Source organism: Pseudomonas sp. SJZ103 (assembly GCF_007828335.1).
Lineage (GTDB): Bacteria > Pseudomonadota > Gammaproteobacteria > Pseudomonadales > Pseudomonadaceae > Aquipseudomonas.
Genome location: NZ_VIUN01000008.1, coordinates 89186 through 104546, shown reverse-complemented (window position 1 = coordinate 104546; position 15361 = coordinate 89186). Strand labels below are relative to the sequence as shown.

13 protein-coding genes are annotated in these 15361 nt (G+C 59.6%); 3 read left to right on the top strand and 10 right to left on the bottom strand.

All coding sequences use genetic code 11. The features are described from left to right. Positions 1-38: 38 nt before the first annotated feature. Positions 39-299: a hypothetical protein gene (locus FBY10_RS18305; protein WP_032887053.1), complete on the bottom strand. Its 261-nt coding sequence runs from the start codon at positions 297-299 to the stop codon at positions 39-41. 341 nt (positions 300-640) lie between these two features. Here FBY10_RS18305 and FBY10_RS18300 point away from each other — a divergent pair, with 341 nt between their 5' ends. Then, the gene (locus tag FBY10_RS18300) at positions 641-1963 is read left to right on the top strand and encodes a sigma-54 dependent transcriptional regulator (protein WP_131696609.1); all 1323 of its coding nucleotides are present in this window, start codon (positions 641-643) and stop codon (positions 1961-1963) included. Positions 1964-2039: 76 nt separating this feature from the next. On the opposite strand, the gene FBY10_RS18295 is transcribed toward FBY10_RS18300, so the two are convergent. From FBY10_RS18295 to FBY10_RS18265, 7 genes are all read right to left on the bottom strand, one after another. Then, complete coding sequence (locus FBY10_RS18295) at positions 2040-3347, bottom strand: transporter (RefSeq protein ID WP_145337288.1); 1308 nt, start codon at positions 3345-3347, stop codon at positions 2040-2042. Between the two features lie 50 nt (positions 3348-3397). Then, positions 3398-4141, bottom strand: a complete 744-nt coding sequence (locus FBY10_RS18290; protein ID WP_053135060.1) for a hypothetical protein — start codon at positions 4139-4141, stop codon at positions 3398-3400. Positions 4142-4179: 38 nt separating this feature from the next. Further along, positions 4180-4860, bottom strand: a complete 681-nt coding sequence (locus FBY10_RS18285; protein ID WP_131696606.1) for a C39 family peptidase — start codon at positions 4858-4860, stop codon at positions 4180-4182. A gap of 61 nt (positions 4861-4921) precedes the next feature. Beyond that, the gene (locus FBY10_RS18280) at positions 4922-5671 is read right to left on the bottom strand and encodes a hypothetical protein (protein WP_145337289.1); all 750 of its coding nucleotides are present in this window, start codon (positions 5669-5671) and stop codon (positions 4922-4924) included. A 67-nt stretch (positions 5672-5738) separates the two neighbouring features. Further along, complete coding sequence (locus FBY10_RS18275) at positions 5739-6290, bottom strand: adhesin (protein WP_145337290.1); 552 nt, start codon at positions 6288-6290, stop codon at positions 5739-5741. Continuing rightward, entirely contained in the window at positions 6290-6715 is a 426-nt protein-coding gene (locus tag FBY10_RS18270) for a hypothetical protein (RefSeq protein WP_145337344.1), read from the bottom strand. The genes FBY10_RS18275 and FBY10_RS18270 overlap by 1 nt, the downstream gene beginning before the upstream one ends. A gap of 351 nt (positions 6716-7066) precedes the next feature. Then, the gene (locus tag FBY10_RS18265; protein WP_145337291.1) at positions 7067-8062 is read right to left on the bottom strand and encodes a FecR family protein; all 996 of its coding nucleotides are present in this window, start codon (positions 8060-8062) and stop codon (positions 7067-7069) included. 142 nt (positions 8063-8204) lie between these two features. Here FBY10_RS18265 and FBY10_RS18260 point away from each other — a divergent pair, with 142 nt between their 5' ends. Then, positions 8205-8474, top strand: a complete 270-nt coding sequence (locus FBY10_RS18260) for a PepSY domain-containing protein (RefSeq protein ID WP_025857288.1) — start codon at positions 8205-8207, stop codon at positions 8472-8474. Between the two features lie 20 nt (positions 8475-8494). Here the strand turns inward: FBY10_RS18260 and FBY10_RS18255 are convergent, their stop codons facing one another. Then, positions 8495-13657 (bottom strand): dermonecrotic toxin domain-containing protein, encoded by a 5163-nt coding sequence (locus tag FBY10_RS18255; RefSeq protein ID WP_145337292.1) that lies wholly within the window; start codon positions 13655-13657, stop codon positions 8495-8497. Between the two features lie 179 nt (positions 13658-13836). Here FBY10_RS18255 and FBY10_RS18250 point away from each other — a divergent pair, with 179 nt between their 5' ends. Further along, positions 13837-14871, top strand: a complete 1035-nt coding sequence (locus tag FBY10_RS18250; RefSeq protein WP_145337293.1) for an Ldh family oxidoreductase — start codon at positions 13837-13839, stop codon at positions 14869-14871. An 86-nt stretch (positions 14872-14957) separates the two neighbouring features. Here FBY10_RS18250 and FBY10_RS18245 read toward each other — a convergent pair whose 3' ends face one another. Next, on the bottom strand, positions 14958-15278 hold the full coding sequence (locus FBY10_RS18245) for a YqjD family protein (protein WP_032887039.1): 321 nt from the start codon (positions 15276-15278) through the stop codon (positions 14958-14960). Positions 15279-15361 lie beyond the last annotated feature (83 nt).

Below are 15361 nucleotides of genomic sequence, written 5' to 3'. Positions count from 1 at the left end.
CGATCACTGTTTTGCAGTGATCGCAAGTTGGTCGCGATTTACTTCGGCATGGCCCAGGACTGCAACTGGTAGCCATCCTTGTCGAGCTCGGCGCGGGCTTGCAACAGCAAGTCTTCCAATTGCGCCGGGTCGCTATAAGTGTTCGACGACAGTTGTTTGCTGCCGATACGGGTATTGGTGCGGTCGATGACACTCAGGCTCAGGGCGCCGTTGCCATCGTGCCAGGCCACGCATTGAAAGGGCTGGAAAGCACGGTCTGCGATCAAAAGAGCTTCGTTGATGCGGAGCGGGGCGTTCATGTGGGTCTCTCTCTAAATGCCCATTCAAGTGAGTACCGGCGGTTGGGCTGACCGTGCGGCGGGTTACTTGTACTGATGCGCGATGGCGGGGTACGGGTCACATGTTAGAGCAACAATTTTCAACTTTTCCTGACTAACGTCATGTAAGCGGCTGTTTTGAAAGCGGATTGAAAGCTTTGCGATGGCGCAACTTTCTGCCCTCTAACCCGAGCAGTGGCTTTTTGCCCGCTCTTATAGCAAAACGATACAAGCGGGCGTCAAGATCTTGCTAGGGTTATCGACAGCCAATACAAACTATTGTTTCTAAATAACTTTAATAATATTGACGCCAAGGATCAGTCATGGGTGTGCCCCTCGTCCAACGTCGTTTGCTCGTGGTTGACCCCTGTGACGACTGTCACGGCTTGCTGCCCGGTTTGCGTACGGCGGGGTGGGATGTGGACAGCTGTGCACTGCAATCGGTGGGAGAGCGCTCCTGCGATGTCGGCCTGTTGCGCCTGCAGCCCTATCACCTGGAGCGGCCCGAAGCCGTCAAGGAACTGATCAGCCGCAGTGGCACCGAGTGGATCGCCGTACTCAGCCAGGATGTGCTGCGCCTGCAAAATGTGGGCGACTTCGTCTGCGAGTGGTTTTTCGACTTCCATACCTTGCCATTCGACGTAGCGCGGGTGCAGGTGACTCTGGGCCGCGCGTTTGGCATGGCGCGCCTGCGCGGCAAGGGTCACACGCCGGTTGATGAAGGGCATGAACTGCTGGGTGACAGCCGACCCATTCGTGAGCTGCGCAAATTATTGTCGAAGCTGGCGCCCACGGAGTCCCCGGTGTTGATCCGTGGCGACAGCGGCACCGGCAAGGAGCTGGTGGCCAAGACCCTGCACCGTCAATCCCAGCGCCATGCCAAGCCCTTTGTCGCGATCAACTGCGGCGCCATTCCCGAACACCTGATCCAATCCGAACTGTTCGGCCATGAGAAGGGCGCGTTTACCGGTGCCCATCAGCGCAAGGTCGGGCGCATTGAAGCGGCCCATGGCGGCACACTGTTCCTCGATGAAATCGGCGATTTGCCCATGGAGCTGCAGGCCAACCTGCTGCGCTTTCTCCAGGAAAAGCAGGTCGAGCGGGTCGGCGGCAGCCAGCCCATTCCGGTCGATGTGCGAGTGCTGGCGGCCACCCACGTCGACCTCGAAGCGGCTGTCGCCAAGGGCTCTTTTCGTGAAGACTTGTACTACCGGCTCAATGTGCTGCAGGTGGTCACCGCGCCTTTGCGCGATCGCCATGGTGATGTGGCGATGTTGGCCAACCACTTTTCGCGCTTCTACAGCCAGGAAACCGGTCGACGCCCCCGCAGTTTCAGCGAAGACGCCTTGGTGGCCATGGGGCAGCACCTGTGGCCGGGCAATGTCCGCGAGTTGGCCAACCGCGTGCGCCGCGGCCTGGTACTCGCCGAAGGGCGCCAGATCGAAGCCGCCGATCTGGGATTGGTGGGCGAACAGGCAATTTCGCCCCCCATGGCTACACTGGAAGACTACAAGCACCGCGCCGAACGCCAGGCGCTGTGCGATGTGCTTAACCGGCACAGCGACAACCTGAGTGTCGCGGCCCGCGTGCTGGGCATTTCCCGGCCGACATTTTACCGGTTGTTGCACAAGCACCAGATCCGCTAGGGCGGGTAAACCGAAAAGCCCCGCAACGACCCTTATCGTTGCGGGGCTTTTCCTTATGGATGTTGCGTCAAGTTAATCAGAAGTAATACGGGAATTTCAGGCTGAACGTAAAGTCCGGCGCATCATCCGTCATGCCGATTGCAAGGTTCGGCACGATCGTCAGGTTATCCGACGCCGCAATGGTCATCCCCACGTTGAAATAGCCGGCGTTGGCATCGCTGGACACCACCGATTGCCAGTCGCCGCCGTTGGGCTTGAGCCTGCTCTTGCGCTGCACCAGGTCGGACACCGAGAAAGACATACTCATCTTCTCGTTGAGGGCGAAGGCCACGCCGACACCGAACTGGAAACTGTCGCCCAGGCTGACCTTGCCGCCGACCTTCTGGTTGACGTCACTGCTGATGTCATCAAACGATTCTTCGAAGTTATGGGTGTAGGACAACGAGCCAAACAACACGGCAGGGTCGAAGGTCTTGACCAGGGAAATCCCCGGTGTGACCGACCAGACCCCGTTGCCCGTAGGCAGGCTTTCCGGCACGAACAGGTTGTCGTTGCCGGGGGTATTGACCAGCTTGATACCAAACGGTTCTTTACCCGTCGGAGCCTTGACCCGCACCGACACCACGGCATCCGGCAGGGTGGGAGTTTCGTCGAGGAACTTGTAGGCCACGCCGAAGTTGACGTCGCCAATGGTCGGGTCGCGGGTGACCGACTGTTCCGACGTCGCGGTGCCGTTGTTGCCGGCGCCGGCAGACTGGTAAGTCGACTCGCGGTACACCACCGGCACGTTCACGTCGAACTGCCAGCGGTTATCGAGGTTGTAGCGCCCGGTCAGGTCCAGGGTCCAGTTATCGGACTTGATCCGGTCCAGGTTGATGTTGCCGAGGAAAATCGAGTCCAGCGCCAGGAACCCGTTGAGGGTCAACTGGCGGGCGTCGTAACGGGCATAGGTGACGCCGGTTTCGAAGCTGAACTTGCCATTGCCGAAAAAGCCGCTGGCTTCGTTATAGAGGTTACTGACGCTTTGCGCCGGCGCGGAGTCATCCTTGAGGGACTGGCCGTAGGAACTGCCGCCACCCCCTCCTGCGCCACCGGATGCTGCTGTGGCACCCGTGCCCGCGACGGTGGTGCCTTTGGCTTTTTGAAAGTCTGCCGGGGACTTGGCCAGGCGTTTGGGAGCCGGGGTGGCCGGTTGGTCTTCGACCTGACGCACACGCTGCTCCAGGACGGCCAGGGCTTTTTGCTGCACTTCGTATCGCTGCTTGAGTTCCAGAAGTTCCTGTTTGAGGGTTTCGATGTCGCTATCTGGCGCTGCATACAGAACAGATGCGGGCAAGAGCGTACTTAAACAGATCACAGCACGGAGCGATAACGATCGATGCATGAAATAAGCCGTCCTTTATCTAATGCGTAAGTGTCGACGGTCAGCGTAGTTCAATAACCGAGCGTGCGTAGGGCTTTGAGTTGATCCAAGTTGCAATTTAAGGCGCCGTTGTTCAAACCGTTGTTGTTCATCACTACGTTGAGTTGGGTCATGTTGTTGACGAAGTTAGTGTTGCCGGTCAGGACCGTGCCTTGCAGCACATTCCCGCCACCGATCTGCTGCAGGCTGTTGCCTTGGTTGTGGTTGGCCTGGATCGCCATCTGCAAGCCACCGTTGTTGGCCGACACGCTCACGCGGCCTGCCGCGCTGTCACCGGTCACCGTACCTCCGGCGACCAGCACTTGCCCCGATTGCACGATGTTGGAGGGTGCAAAACCGTTTTCGACGGTGATGCCCACATTGTTATAAGCGGTGTTGCCATCGCCGGCGGTACGCACGCTCTGCGTCACGCCCTGGCCGCTGCCCAGGCCGGCGCCACCGGTTACCGTGCCGGTGCCGGTGTTCGGGTTCGTGCCGTTGCCGGTTGAGCCAGTGGTTTGTACGTAGAATTGCGGGGTAATGGTCGACGAGTCGACCTGCATACTGGCCTTGCCGGTGATGCTGTCACCCACGGCATTGGTCCAGGTGCTGCTCATGACAATGCCGAAGCTGATGATTCGCCCGGGCATCACGTAACGGCCGCGCAGGTCGGCCATTTCCGAGTCCTTGAGTTCGATGGGTTTGAACCCCGACGAAGCATAAGCGGGCATTGAGGCTGCCAGACACAAGACCGTCAGCCAACGGGAAGTGTTCATCTGCTGCTCCTGGAGCGTCCTGCCCCTTATTGCGCTTCTTAGAAGAAGTCGCTCTGGATAAAACCGAAATCCATCAGCTCGGCATCGCCTACGGGCCTGAATTCATTCATCTGGTTTTTGGCGGTCAGCGGTGTGGGCGGGTCGAGCAGGGCATTGGCCTTGTCATAACCTTCACCCAGCACGGCGAAGACGATGCCGTTCCAGCCCTTGACGAAGTCGTCATGCGAATAGCGCTTATGGCCCAGTACAGGGTCGCCGATATAGACCCAGTCCTTGTCGGCGCGCTGCATCACCACGAAGTGCTTGTAGCCACGAATTTCCAGCAGGACCACCACGGGGATCTTTACGGTGACCAGTGTTTCTGGCGCGATTTTGTAGCCCCGGGCACGCATGCCGATGCTTTCGAGGTAGCGCTTCATGTCCAGCATGGAAAACCCCTGGGTACGTACCAGGTCCTGGTCTGCATTGACCAGCATGCCTTTGATGACGTGATCTTCGTCTACGTCCAGCCAATAACCCTGGCGCAGGATGGTGGCGAGTGCCGCAGCACCGCAGCTGAAATCGGTTTTCTGTTCCACCAGGTTGGCGAACCGGCGCTCACGAATACTCTCGACCTTCTTGTAGATTACTGTACCGCCAGGCAGGGCGGAGATCGCCATGGTGCCTGCCCAGGTCGGGCCGGTGAGCAGCATCAGGAGGGTGAGGGTCGCGAGGCGCATGATCATGTGACCTGCTGGACACTGGAATAAAAAAGGGCCTTGTTGCCAAGGCCCCGTTGGATCAGAAGCGCACGCCGCTGGCGCAGACGCTGCAACCTTGACCGATCGACAGGCTGTTGCTGCCTTGGTTGCCCGAGCCGGACTGCAGGTTCACACCTACGTTGCCGGAGTTGCGGTTAACCGAGTTGTCGAGGCTGGAGTTGTTGGACACGTATTGGGCTTTGCTGCCATGACCATACCCGTAGCTGGTAGCGGCAGCGTTCAGGTAGCTGTTGGCGAGCGAGTTTTGCTCGGTGTTCGCGGCCGCTGCGATGTTTTTGCCATCAGCCGTGGTGATTGCCAGGTTGTTTTTACCCTGGTTGCCTTGACCGGCCTGGCCGTTGTAACCCAGGTTGCCGGAGTTACCGTTAGCCGAGCCATCCAACGAGGCGTTGTTTTGGGTGCCTTTGTTGACGAAGTTGTTCAGCCCGCTGTTTTGATTGACATCGACGACAGCGAATACGGTTGCAAAGTCACCTTTGGCGCTGGAGATGGCGCCGGAGTTGTCTGCCTGGTTACCGCTGCCCGACTGGACGTTAACACCGGTGTTGCCGCTGTTGCCGTTTACCGAGTCATCGGCAGAGGCATTGTTTTCGGTCTTGGTGTCGTCAAACTTGTTGCCGATGCTGTTTTGTACATCGGTCACGACAGAGGCAACAACCCCGGTTGGTTGAGGCGCAGGGTGCCAGCCACCACCATTTGCTTGAGCAGCAGCAGCCATGAGTGCAGCCAGAGCGAAAACCAGTGGTTTCAGAGCCATTTGAGGTTTCATGGTGTTTCTCCTTGCTTCTAATTAGTTGGTTAAGTGTTGGTACGGTCTAACGAGTGCTACCAAGCGTTTACTTGATAGTGATGCCCAGGGTGTTAGCCACTCGGTTCCCCACCCCTGCACTCTGGTTCACCTGAATCACTCCTCGGCTGCCTGTGAAGGCCTGGTCGCTTGTAACGACAAGGCGGCTGCCAGTGGTGGGGGTGAGCCCTGAGTCGGTTGCCAGCGTCGTGGTGTTCTGTTGCAACAGGACGCTGTCATCAATGCTTTGCGGGCCAGGGTTGATGCTGATCCGCACGGCATTGATTGTTTGGTTATTGGCGCCGGCCGACTGGTTGATGCCCAGTACACCGTTGCCATTGGTAAAAGAGCTGCCCTGGATCGCCGCCTTGGCATTCAGGGACGGGTCGACACTGCCGTCGAGGCGCTGGATGTTGACGTTGGTGGCCTGGCCACCGAGCGCGATGGCGCGGCTGTTGGACATTTGTTGCTGGTTGCCGGCCGCCTGGTTGATCGACACGACACCCTCGTATTGTTGGCCGCTGTTGTTGATCACTGCCGTGTCGTCGGCAAATACCGGGGCGCTGGCCAACAGGGCGAGAACGAGCAGGGAGCGATTCATTATTTGCCCCCCAGCATGCTGCCGATGTTGTTCAGTGGCGCCATGCCGCGCTGGATCGAGTCGCTGATCTGCCCGCCCATGCTGCTGCCCGCACCGTGGCCGGCGGCAGAGCCGGCCCCCAGGGTGGACATGCTGCTTTGTGTGGCATGCAGGCCGGTCAAGGTGCCGTTGGTCTGAACTGCGCGGACGATGCTTGAGCCGCTGCTGACGCCGCCGATATCCATGTCACTGAGCTCGCCAGTGGCACCGATGATTTCTCGGCTGGGATTGGCGTTGGCAGTCGAGGGGTAGGGGTCTTTACCGAAGGCGGCGCGGCCGTACATATGAGCCTGTACATTGCGCCCCGTCACGATCACGCCGTCACCTGCAAAGCTTGGAACACTGATGCCGACGCTGAGTACACAGCTGATCAGCAGTACGTTCATTGGACCTTGAGTGAGTGTAATCACGGCGGCATTCCCTGTTCTTCGCGCTGACCCTAAACAGCGCTGTAAGGGATAGAGCAGAAGCCGTGCCGCTTTTTATTTTTTATTGTTATTCAATGAGTTGGAATTATTTGTGGGCAAAGTGATGTCAGTGCTGTTTCATCGCTGATACAGCTTGTGTTCGGCCATGTGCACACCGCCATACCACAAACGATTCACCCCGCTGTATCAGCGCTGTAACACTGTGCATGACAAAACGATGACTCCGCCCAGTGCGGGCGGTCCAGAGGAGTCGAGTGTTTCAAAAATGGACACTTCGGGCGCAAACGCGCCCAGGCTTGTGGCCAGCGTTCAGCCTTTGGGGGATTTACGCGGGATGGAATTGATGACGGGGTTGCCATCCTGGTTTTGGGTCAGGTAGACCGGCAGAACCTTGGGCAACGAGGGGATGAGGTTGTTGACCTCGGTGATGTTGTAGATGCCGCCGATACGAATCGTCCCGGTGTTGGCGTCGGCCAGCATGACCGGTTTGCTCAGGTAGCGGTTGATCAACGGCAACGCGTCGACCAAGGCCAGGTTGTCGAGCACCAACTTGCCCTGGCGCCAGGCCAGGGCGTTGTCATTGGGGCTCATTGCGCGTACGCGCGGCGTTGCATCGCCTTGTTGATAGCTGGCCTGCATGCCCGGCGTCAGGGGCACGCTGCCGTGTACCTGGTCGCTGGCAATCTGCACCGAGCCTTCGAGCAACATCACTCGCACCTGGTCTTCATACTTCCAGACGTTGAACCGGGTGCCCGTGACGCGCACCTGGCCTGAGCCTGCGTGCACGATAAACGGATGCGCGCTGTCATGGCTGACCTTGAAGAAGGCCTCGCCCTTTTTCAACGTGACCCGGCGCTGATCCTTGTAGTTGCTGTAGACCAGCTCGGTGCCCAGGTTGAGCTCCACCTCGCTGCCGTCGCCCAGGGTGACCTGGCGCAAGCCATTGGCAGCCTGGAAACGCTCATAGGAACTCGGCAACCAGCCGGCTTCCCAGCCTGTAAACGCGACCAGGGGCAAGGCGGTCAGGCAGATCGCCGCCGCGACTGCGTAGCTGCGCAACCGGCTGCGCGGTTTGAAGGGCACCACCAACGCCGGGGTTTCGTGGCGGGGCAGGTGGTCGGCGACGTCCCAGATTTCCAGCATCGCTGCGTATTCAAAGGCGTGCAGCGGGTGGGAATCATGCCATTGCGCAAAAGCCTGACGCTCACCTGGGGTGCAATCACTTGCGTGCAGGCGCATGCACCAATGCGCGGCGGCGTCGGTGATGGCGTCATATTCGGCTTCTGAAAGGGACTTTTCGCTCATTAACTCATCCTGATTTCGCACATTCTAACCTCCTGAGGTGGACCGCGAGAACAGGCGTCATGGCGATTGCACATCAATTGGAACTTATTCTTGTTTGGCGCGACCTAAAAAATTCAGGACATTCCCACAATGGAGTACGAATATGCTGAAGAAAACCTTAGTCGCCCTGTGTGCAACCACCGCGCTGCTCAGTGCAGGCGCCGCTCTGGCCGATAAGCCCGGTGCGGGCTGGATCACCATTGAAAAGGCGATTGAAGTGGCGAAGACCAAGGCCGGCTACATCGAAGTCTATGCAGCCGAAGCCGATGACAACGGCTATTGGGAAGTCAAAGGCCGCAAGTCTGACGGCACCGTGTATGAAGCGCGCATCGATGGGGCTTCGGGCAATATCCTGCGTGACCAGAAAGACTGATAGACCCGCCGGGAGCCTGTTCAGGCTCCCGCATCCAGTTCCCGGCCGAGTTGACTGATCAGGTAAGTGACGGAATCGGCATTGGCCAGAATCGTGTCGATACGCTTGTCGGCGTTGCTCATGAACATTGACCGTGCGTCATCGAGGGTCCGGCAGCCGGTGGTGCTGAGGACTTTATCCTTCAGATCCGACGTCACGCGGCTGCTGCCGAAGTCCTCCCATTCCTGGGTGAACTCGTCCCATGTCTTGAACAACAGGGTGGCGGGCGTCAGGGTCGACAGTGCGGTATCACGCAAGTTGCCAAGGTCGGTCTGCATCAGCTGGGCGCCGTGAATCTTTACGTTAATCAGGTCATGGAACGGTCGCATGGTGTCCAGATACGCCAGGTCTTCGGTCAAGGACTTGATGTGCGTGATTTCATGAATCAACACCGTTGCCCGTGCATGGGCCGAGAGGTTGAATGGGGTGTTCAATCGGTTTTGGTAGATATCCATGTGCGGATCAAAAAAACGGTCCAGCAAGTAGATCTTCTGCTCCGCATCATCGGGCAGCACAAAGGCAAATGTATCCTGTTGGCTGTAGCGGCGCGTGCCGCTGACAAACCGCCGAGAGTCCGGGCTGATCAGGGTGTGATTGGTCAATTCATCGAGCACCTCGTCGACGCGCCGCTCGACTCGTTGCACCTGATCGGACGTCAGTGTGACAACCCCGAACAACTCACTGAAAAACCGCCCCGGCCGGCTGTTGGGCTTCAGGTGTGTGGCAAAGTGCAGGAGGTTGCGCTTGCAGGTGACCGCATAGTACGTCGCAACATTGAGTGCTTCATCAATGCACTGGGCTTTCCAACTGGATAACGCGGCAATTTCCCGCATGCCTACGGCTTCGATATTGATGGTGTCCCGTTCGCCTGCCCGGGTTTTGGCCCTGCCTGCGTAGCGACTCAAGGTTTTGCCGTAGCGCGGGTGGTGCCGGCCGAGGTCCAGCGTCCATGCGCCTTGGGCATTGCGTTGCACATAAGGGCCATGCAGTTCGTCATTGCTCACGCGCCAGTGTTCACCGGCTTTTTTCACCGGGTACACCTTGCCTGCCAACGGCACGAAATGACCGCTGCCAGTCTTGTCGCTGTACAGGCGGCTCTGTGCGTCTTGCTCCAGATCCTTCAAGGCAATTGCGTGGTTTTCAAAGGCTTGCAATCGGGTGCGGGCAGGGGCGGTCAGGTCCAGGTCGGCCAGTGTGGCGGCGGCCGGCGCAGGGGCTTGCAGCCATTGCTCCAGCGGAACTTGCTCCTCGGTTGAGGCGGTCTGCGGCAGGAGTTTGTCCAGCTCCTTGCGCAAGGAGGCCAGCTCGGCCACACCGCCGATAAAGGTTTTGAGCGCGTGTTGCCAGCGGTGTCGCTGCAGGTCTTCAGCCGAGGCCAGGAACAGTTTGTGGCTGCGCCACACGGCCAGCGGGTACGCCAGTTTGCCGGCCATGAACTGCAATCCTTTAGGGATATCTTCGGTGAACAGGCTGGTGGCTGCGTTCCACTGCACCTTGCCCGACGGAGAGAACTGACTGGCCAACATCTGAAGCAGCATCTCGAGGTTGTCCTCAAACAGCTGGCTCAACAGGTTGCCGGTAATGGGCGAGGCGCCGAGTTGGATTTCCGAGTGCCCCTGGCTCCAGCGTTGGCCCAGCAAATTGCGGTAAGTGGCCTGATGAGGGGCTGGCATCCGGCCGATTACCCAGTCCTGCAGCGCACCGGCGGTGGTGAACTCATTGAGTAGCGCCGCCTCATTGGCGTACTCCTTTAATAAATGCTTGGGACTGTAGGGCGCATACAGGATCAGGGGGGCGGACGCGCCCGCTTTGGGACCGATCAGGTAGCAGCCCAGTGCCTTGACCTGGGCTGCGCCCGCAGTGGCGATCAGTTCAAGGGGCCGTATGATCGCCGTTGCGCCAGCCACGGCGGCACGCGCCACGGCATCTGGCATGTCGAATACTTGCTGGACGAAGCTCCAGGCTGATGCGGATAGCCGCTCCTGCAGTGTTTGTTCATGAGCGTATTGCAGCAATTGCCAGGGCAACTGCCGGCAGAACAATTGGCGGCGCTCACGGGCGTCTTCGGTCTGACCTTTGAGGCGCGTGGTCAGCCGTGTCTGGTAAAGGCTTTTCAAGTCCAGTTGGCGAACCAGTTGCACCACCGCATTGCCGTCCAGTGCGGCAGGCAACGGCGTCGCTGTGCGCGATTGTGGCTGGATGTCTTCGGCGCGTAGATCAGGCAGGTGTCGCAGGGCGAAATCCGTCAGGGTTTCAGCGTGCCCCTCCAGATCGATACGGCCGGGAATCAGAACCGTGTCCGGGTTGACGATTTGCCCGGCAAAACGCGCATCGAGCAGGGTCGAAAGGGTGCTTTTGGCCAGTTCGCGCATGGGCGTGATGCCGTGCAGGTAGTCACGCTCGTCTGCGCTGTTGACGCGATACTGCTCGAGCAATTCGGCCTGCAGGATCTGTTCATGGGGCAGTGCCATGCCCAGCCACACAGGCAGTGCTTGCTGCTGGACCATGGCGCGCGCGATGGCAATGGCCCTGGGCAGGTTGGTCGGTGGTGACCGACGGATAAAGCTGTCCATGCAGTCCTGAAAGCGCCGGGCGCTCAACTTCATCGAAAGTAGATGGTCAATCGCGTCACGCATGAAGTCGCTGTAGGACTGTTGGCGGTTGTGCAGCAGGTGGTCGTCGATCCGTCGCAGCGGGCCGAGCTGACAGGCCTGATGGGGCGCGCGCCTGGAAACCGGCAAATTCTCCATCAGGGGCAACCGCCTGAAGGGGTCGTGTAAACGTTGTTTCAGGGCTTCGCACAGCACCTTGATCGACGCAAATGCCTCATAGCCGCAACGGGGTGTCCACAACAGTGCCGCCCCTGAATGGTCCGGGTCTGTGCCGCCGCGTTCAGTCAGCACAAAGCAGTTGGCCAGGGCCTGGGGGGTGGTGTCAGTGCCGATCTTGAGGGTCAGGCCAAACGCATCCGGGATGAAGCCGTTGAGGCCTCGGCGGGTCAGGCGGGTCAGGCTGTCGGCATGCAGGACGCTGTCCAGCAGTGCGAGACCGGGGTGCGACAAGCTTTTGTCCAGCCGCCTCAGTCGCGCTTCGCCGCTCAGCCCCTGCAGCATCCCATCGCTGAGGTGGGCCCGGTTATTGTCCAGAAACAGATGTGGCAGCCCACGCAAGTCGCGTTCTGCAAAGGTGGTCAGGACCTGCTCGATAACCGCATTGAAGCCAGCAGTTGTCAGGTTTTGCAGCTTGTTGGCGACGCCCGCGCTGCGCCTGCCATAAAACCCGCTCAGGGACGAGTCCGTCAGCGCAATGGCTTGCTTGGCCAGGCGCGCAATAAAGTGCTCGACCATGCTGGAAGACCGTTGGGGCAAGCGCTCTTCGCGATCGCTGGCGTGTGTGGCATAGGTATTGATATAGACATCGTCGGCGTTAAGGTCCAGCCGGCGCTTGGCCAGTTCGGCGTCCAGCGCATGGGCCGCCAGGTCGCGCAAGGTCGGCTGTTTGCTGCGTTCCAGCGCCATGGCCGCCTCGACGGCTTGCAGGCGCTGCAGGTGTGCCTTGGCCTTTTCGGCATGCACCGTGGACGGGCGGCCATTGCCAAGGGTAATGGGGTGGACGCTCCAGCGGCCGCCCGTTTCCAACGCCATCAAGCGGCTGTCGAGCATGGTGCGTACGTCCAGGGCACTGTCGAGCAGCGCGTCCAGGTCGATCTCCCCCGCGCTGCGCCGAAAAAGCCCCAGCGCGTACTCCAGGTTGTCGAACTGCTTGGCGAGAATGTCCTCAACCATTTCGAGAAATAGATCGCCAGCGACAGGGTTCCCGGTCACCTCAATGTGATCCATGCCGATAAACACACTGCGCTCGTCCAGCGACAGGAAATTGAGCAGCTCATCTTCATGCCCGGCGGTTTTGAGCATGGTCAGTAGGATGTCCTTGAGGTCATTCAGGTTCTCGAGCACCTGCAAGCCACGCGATTGGGTATACAGATACGCCTGGGCATTGCTGATCATCAGGGTGCCGCCCAGTTCGACGTAGTGTTGAAAAGGTGCGTGAACCCGCACTTTTTCTATATTCAACGGGCCGGCGAAGGCCATACGCGAAGCGTGGTCCGGAAGGAACAACGCCCGCAGTTTTTGACTTTCATCGGTGGACAGGACCCTGTCCTGGTGCTTGAGCAGCAGGTCGGTGCGGCACTTGTCACTCATGACCCGGGCGCAAAACTGCCGACGTGACTGACCTGCGTTGAAGTCTTCATTCCAGTAGGTTTGCAACAGGCTGTTCAACAGCGTTGAAAGAATCCCGCTGGTTTGCTCCACCACGCTGTCCCAGCGTTGCAGGTCGTCGGCCAGTTGCGCCTGGGTAAAGGCGCGGGTGTCATGGCCGATGTTGAAAAAGGAGTGGGTCTGGCCCGCGGGCCAGGCATGGGAGACGTAAAACCGTAACAGCGCGTCGCGCAACGGTAGCGAGTCGACCCAGCGGCTGTGTTCTCCCACGGACGCGCGGCTGAAGAAATTCACCCGAGTGTCGGCCTGGTTCAGGCCGGGGAAATAGGTGCGGGCCATGATGCTGAGCAAGGTGTCGAGCATCCCATTGAGGCTGGGGAATTTGCGCAGCTCATCAAGCAGGGCCACTGCATTTTTTTGCTGACAGGCCAGGACGGTGTTCTTCTGGTCTTCCATCACGGCGCCTTCGATGACGCTCGCCGTCACCGTCAGGTGCACCGTCACCGGCAATGCGTCACGCTCGGCAATCGACAGAAATTGCAGCAGGTCGGTGCGCGAGCTCGGTTGCTTCAAACGCTCCTGCACTTCACTTAGCAGGTCGGTGCGGCTCTCGAATAACTCCAGCCCGCCATACGGGGTGTACAGCACGGCTTTGTTGTCGTCCGGGGTCGGGCTCATCATGAAGGCGCCGCCCATCGGGAGGGCGGCTTGGCCCGGTGCGTTGATCAACAGTCTTTCCACCCGCATCGGGTAGCGCTGTAGGGTCAGGTCCGTACGTGCCGTATGAGTGGCGTAGTACAGCGTATGCAGCCAATCGAGGTCCTTGACTGTGAACCCCAGTGCATGTTCCCGTGGCGTGGGTTGCTTGCGTCGGGTTGGTAGTAGGAACTCATCGAAAAAATACGGCGGGGTGATGGTCGCCAAGGTGTGCTCTCCGTTCAACAAAGGGGAATGGAGACCAGGGTAGGCGGCGCCGCGGCGTGTGTGGCGGTAGATAACTGGACCCGGCTTCAAGCGTCCGTTGACAGCAGGCACATGGGCCGTTGTTTAATCAACGGTCTGGATTCTTGTTGTCTCTTCCAATTATAAAATCGGAGCTACAGATGTCTGCCCAGTCCCCGATAGTTGAAAACGCTACAGCGCTCATCGGTTTCAACGACCTGGTGGGCTTGCTCCACGCCGTGTTTGTGAAGCACTGCACGTCGCCGGAAGTTGCCGCGATCCTGGCACGCAATTGCGCCAGTGCACAGCGCGACGGTGCCCATAGCCATGGCATTTTTCGTATCCCCGGTTACCTCAGCACACTGGCCAGTGGCTGGGTCGACGGCAAGGCTACACCGGTGGTCACGGATGTCGCGTCGGGTTTCGTGCGGGTGGATGCCGGCAATGGCTTCGCCCAGCCGGCCCTTGAGGCCGCGCGTCCGTTGCTGGTGGCCAAGGCACGCAGTGCCGGCATCGCGTTGCTGGCGATCCACAATTCCCATCACTTCGCCGCGTTGTGGCCCGATGTCGAACCTTTCGCCGAGGAGGGGTTGGTGGCGCTGAGCGTGGTCAATAGCATGACCTGCGTCGTGCCCCATGGCGCCGACCGCCCGTTGTTCGGTACCAACCCCATTGCCTTCGCGGCGCCGCGTGCCGATGGCGCCCCTATTGTTTTCGACCTGGCCACCAGCGCCATTGCCCACGGAGACGTGCAAATCGCTGCGCGCAAAGGCGAGCGCCTGCCGCCGGGCATGGGTGTCGACAGCCTCGGCCAACCCACCACCGACCCCAAGGCCGTGCTGGAGGGCGGTGCGTTGCTGCCGTTTGGCGGGCACAAGGGTTCGGCGTTGTCGATGATGGTCGAGTTGCTGGCGGCGGCCCTGACGGGCGGCAACTTCTCTTTCGAGTTCAACTGGGCCGACCATCCTGGCGCGCGCACGCCCTGGACCGGCCAACTGCTGATTGTGATCGACCCGAGCAAAACCGCCGGGCAAAGCTTCGCCGAGCGCAGCCAGGAGTTGGTGCGGCAGATGCATGCGGCAGGGTTGCGGCGCTTGCCGGGGGATCGACGTCATCGCACGCGGGCGAAGTCGTTGGAGGCGGGGGTGGAGGTGGATCTGGAAGCATTGAACCAGCTGCGAGACTGGGCTACGTAGATGCTGTCTTATCCCGCTCCGCGCAAATACGCAGCTGCCTCGCTTGCACTCGGCAGCTGCGTACGCATGGAGCTATACGGAAGGCGTCAGTTACGGCGACCCAGCAGCAGGCCAACCACCAGGCCAAAGCCCGCGGAGATAGCCACGGTCTGCCATGGATGGCCGCCGATGTAGGTTTCGGTGGCATCGACCACCGGCTTGCTGCGCTCGCGAACGTTGGATACCGAATCCAATGCCTGCTTGAGTTTGATGGCGACCTGTTCGCGCAGGGTTTCGCCTTCTTCGCCCACCAGGGCAGCGCTGCTTTTGAGCAGCTTGTCCGATTCTTCGATCAGGGCCGTCAGTTCACTGAATGCTTGATCCTTGATTTGATCTTCAACAGCTTGGGCGGCAGTTTTGCGGGCCATGGGTGTGACTCCTTGCAGGTGAATGTGACAGTGAACAATGGAGTGCCGGGCGGCGGCAAAAGTTGCAGTTTTTTGTCGGGTCA

Coding starts and splice junctions, on each gene's coding strand:
- FBY10_RS18270 (WP_145337344.1), bottom strand. CDS start 6,715: ATGAACGTACTGCTGATCAGCTGTGTACTCAGCGTCGGCATCAGTGTT.
- FBY10_RS18305 (WP_032887053.1), bottom strand. CDS start 299: ATGAACGCCCCGCTCCGCATCAACGAAGCTCTTTTGATCGCAGACCGT.
- FBY10_RS18260 (WP_025857288.1), top strand. CDS start 8,205: ATGCTGAAGAAAACCTTAGTCGCCCTGTGTGCAACCACCGCGCTGCTC.
- FBY10_RS18280 (WP_145337289.1), bottom strand. CDS start 5,671: ATGAAACCTCAAATGGCTCTGAAACCACTGGTTTTCGCTCTGGCTGCA.
- FBY10_RS18265 (WP_145337291.1), bottom strand. CDS start 8,062: ATGAGCGAAAAGTCCCTTTCAGAAGCCGAATATGACGCCATCACCGAC.
- FBY10_RS18300 (WP_131696609.1), top strand. CDS start 641: ATGGGTGTGCCCCTCGTCCAACGTCGTTTGCTCGTGGTTGACCCCTGT.
- FBY10_RS18245 (WP_032887039.1), bottom strand. CDS start 15,278: ATGGCCCGCAAAACTGCCGCCCAAGCTGTTGAAGATCAAATCAAGGAT.
- FBY10_RS18285 (WP_131696606.1), bottom strand. CDS start 4,860: ATGCGCCTCGCGACCCTCACCCTCCTGATGCTGCTCACCGGCCCGACC.
- FBY10_RS18275 (WP_145337290.1), bottom strand. CDS start 6,290: ATGAATCGCTCCCTGCTCGTTCTCGCCCTGTTGGCCAGCGCCCCGGTA.
- FBY10_RS18250 (WP_145337293.1), top strand. CDS start 13,837: ATGTCTGCCCAGTCCCCGATAGTTGAAAACGCTACAGCGCTCATCGGT.
- FBY10_RS18290 (WP_053135060.1), bottom strand. CDS start 4,141: ATGAACACTTCCCGTTGGCTGACGGTCTTGTGTCTGGCAGCCTCAATG.
- FBY10_RS18295 (WP_145337288.1), bottom strand. CDS start 3,347: ATGCATCGATCGTTATCGCTCCGTGCTGTGATCTGTTTAAGTACGCTC.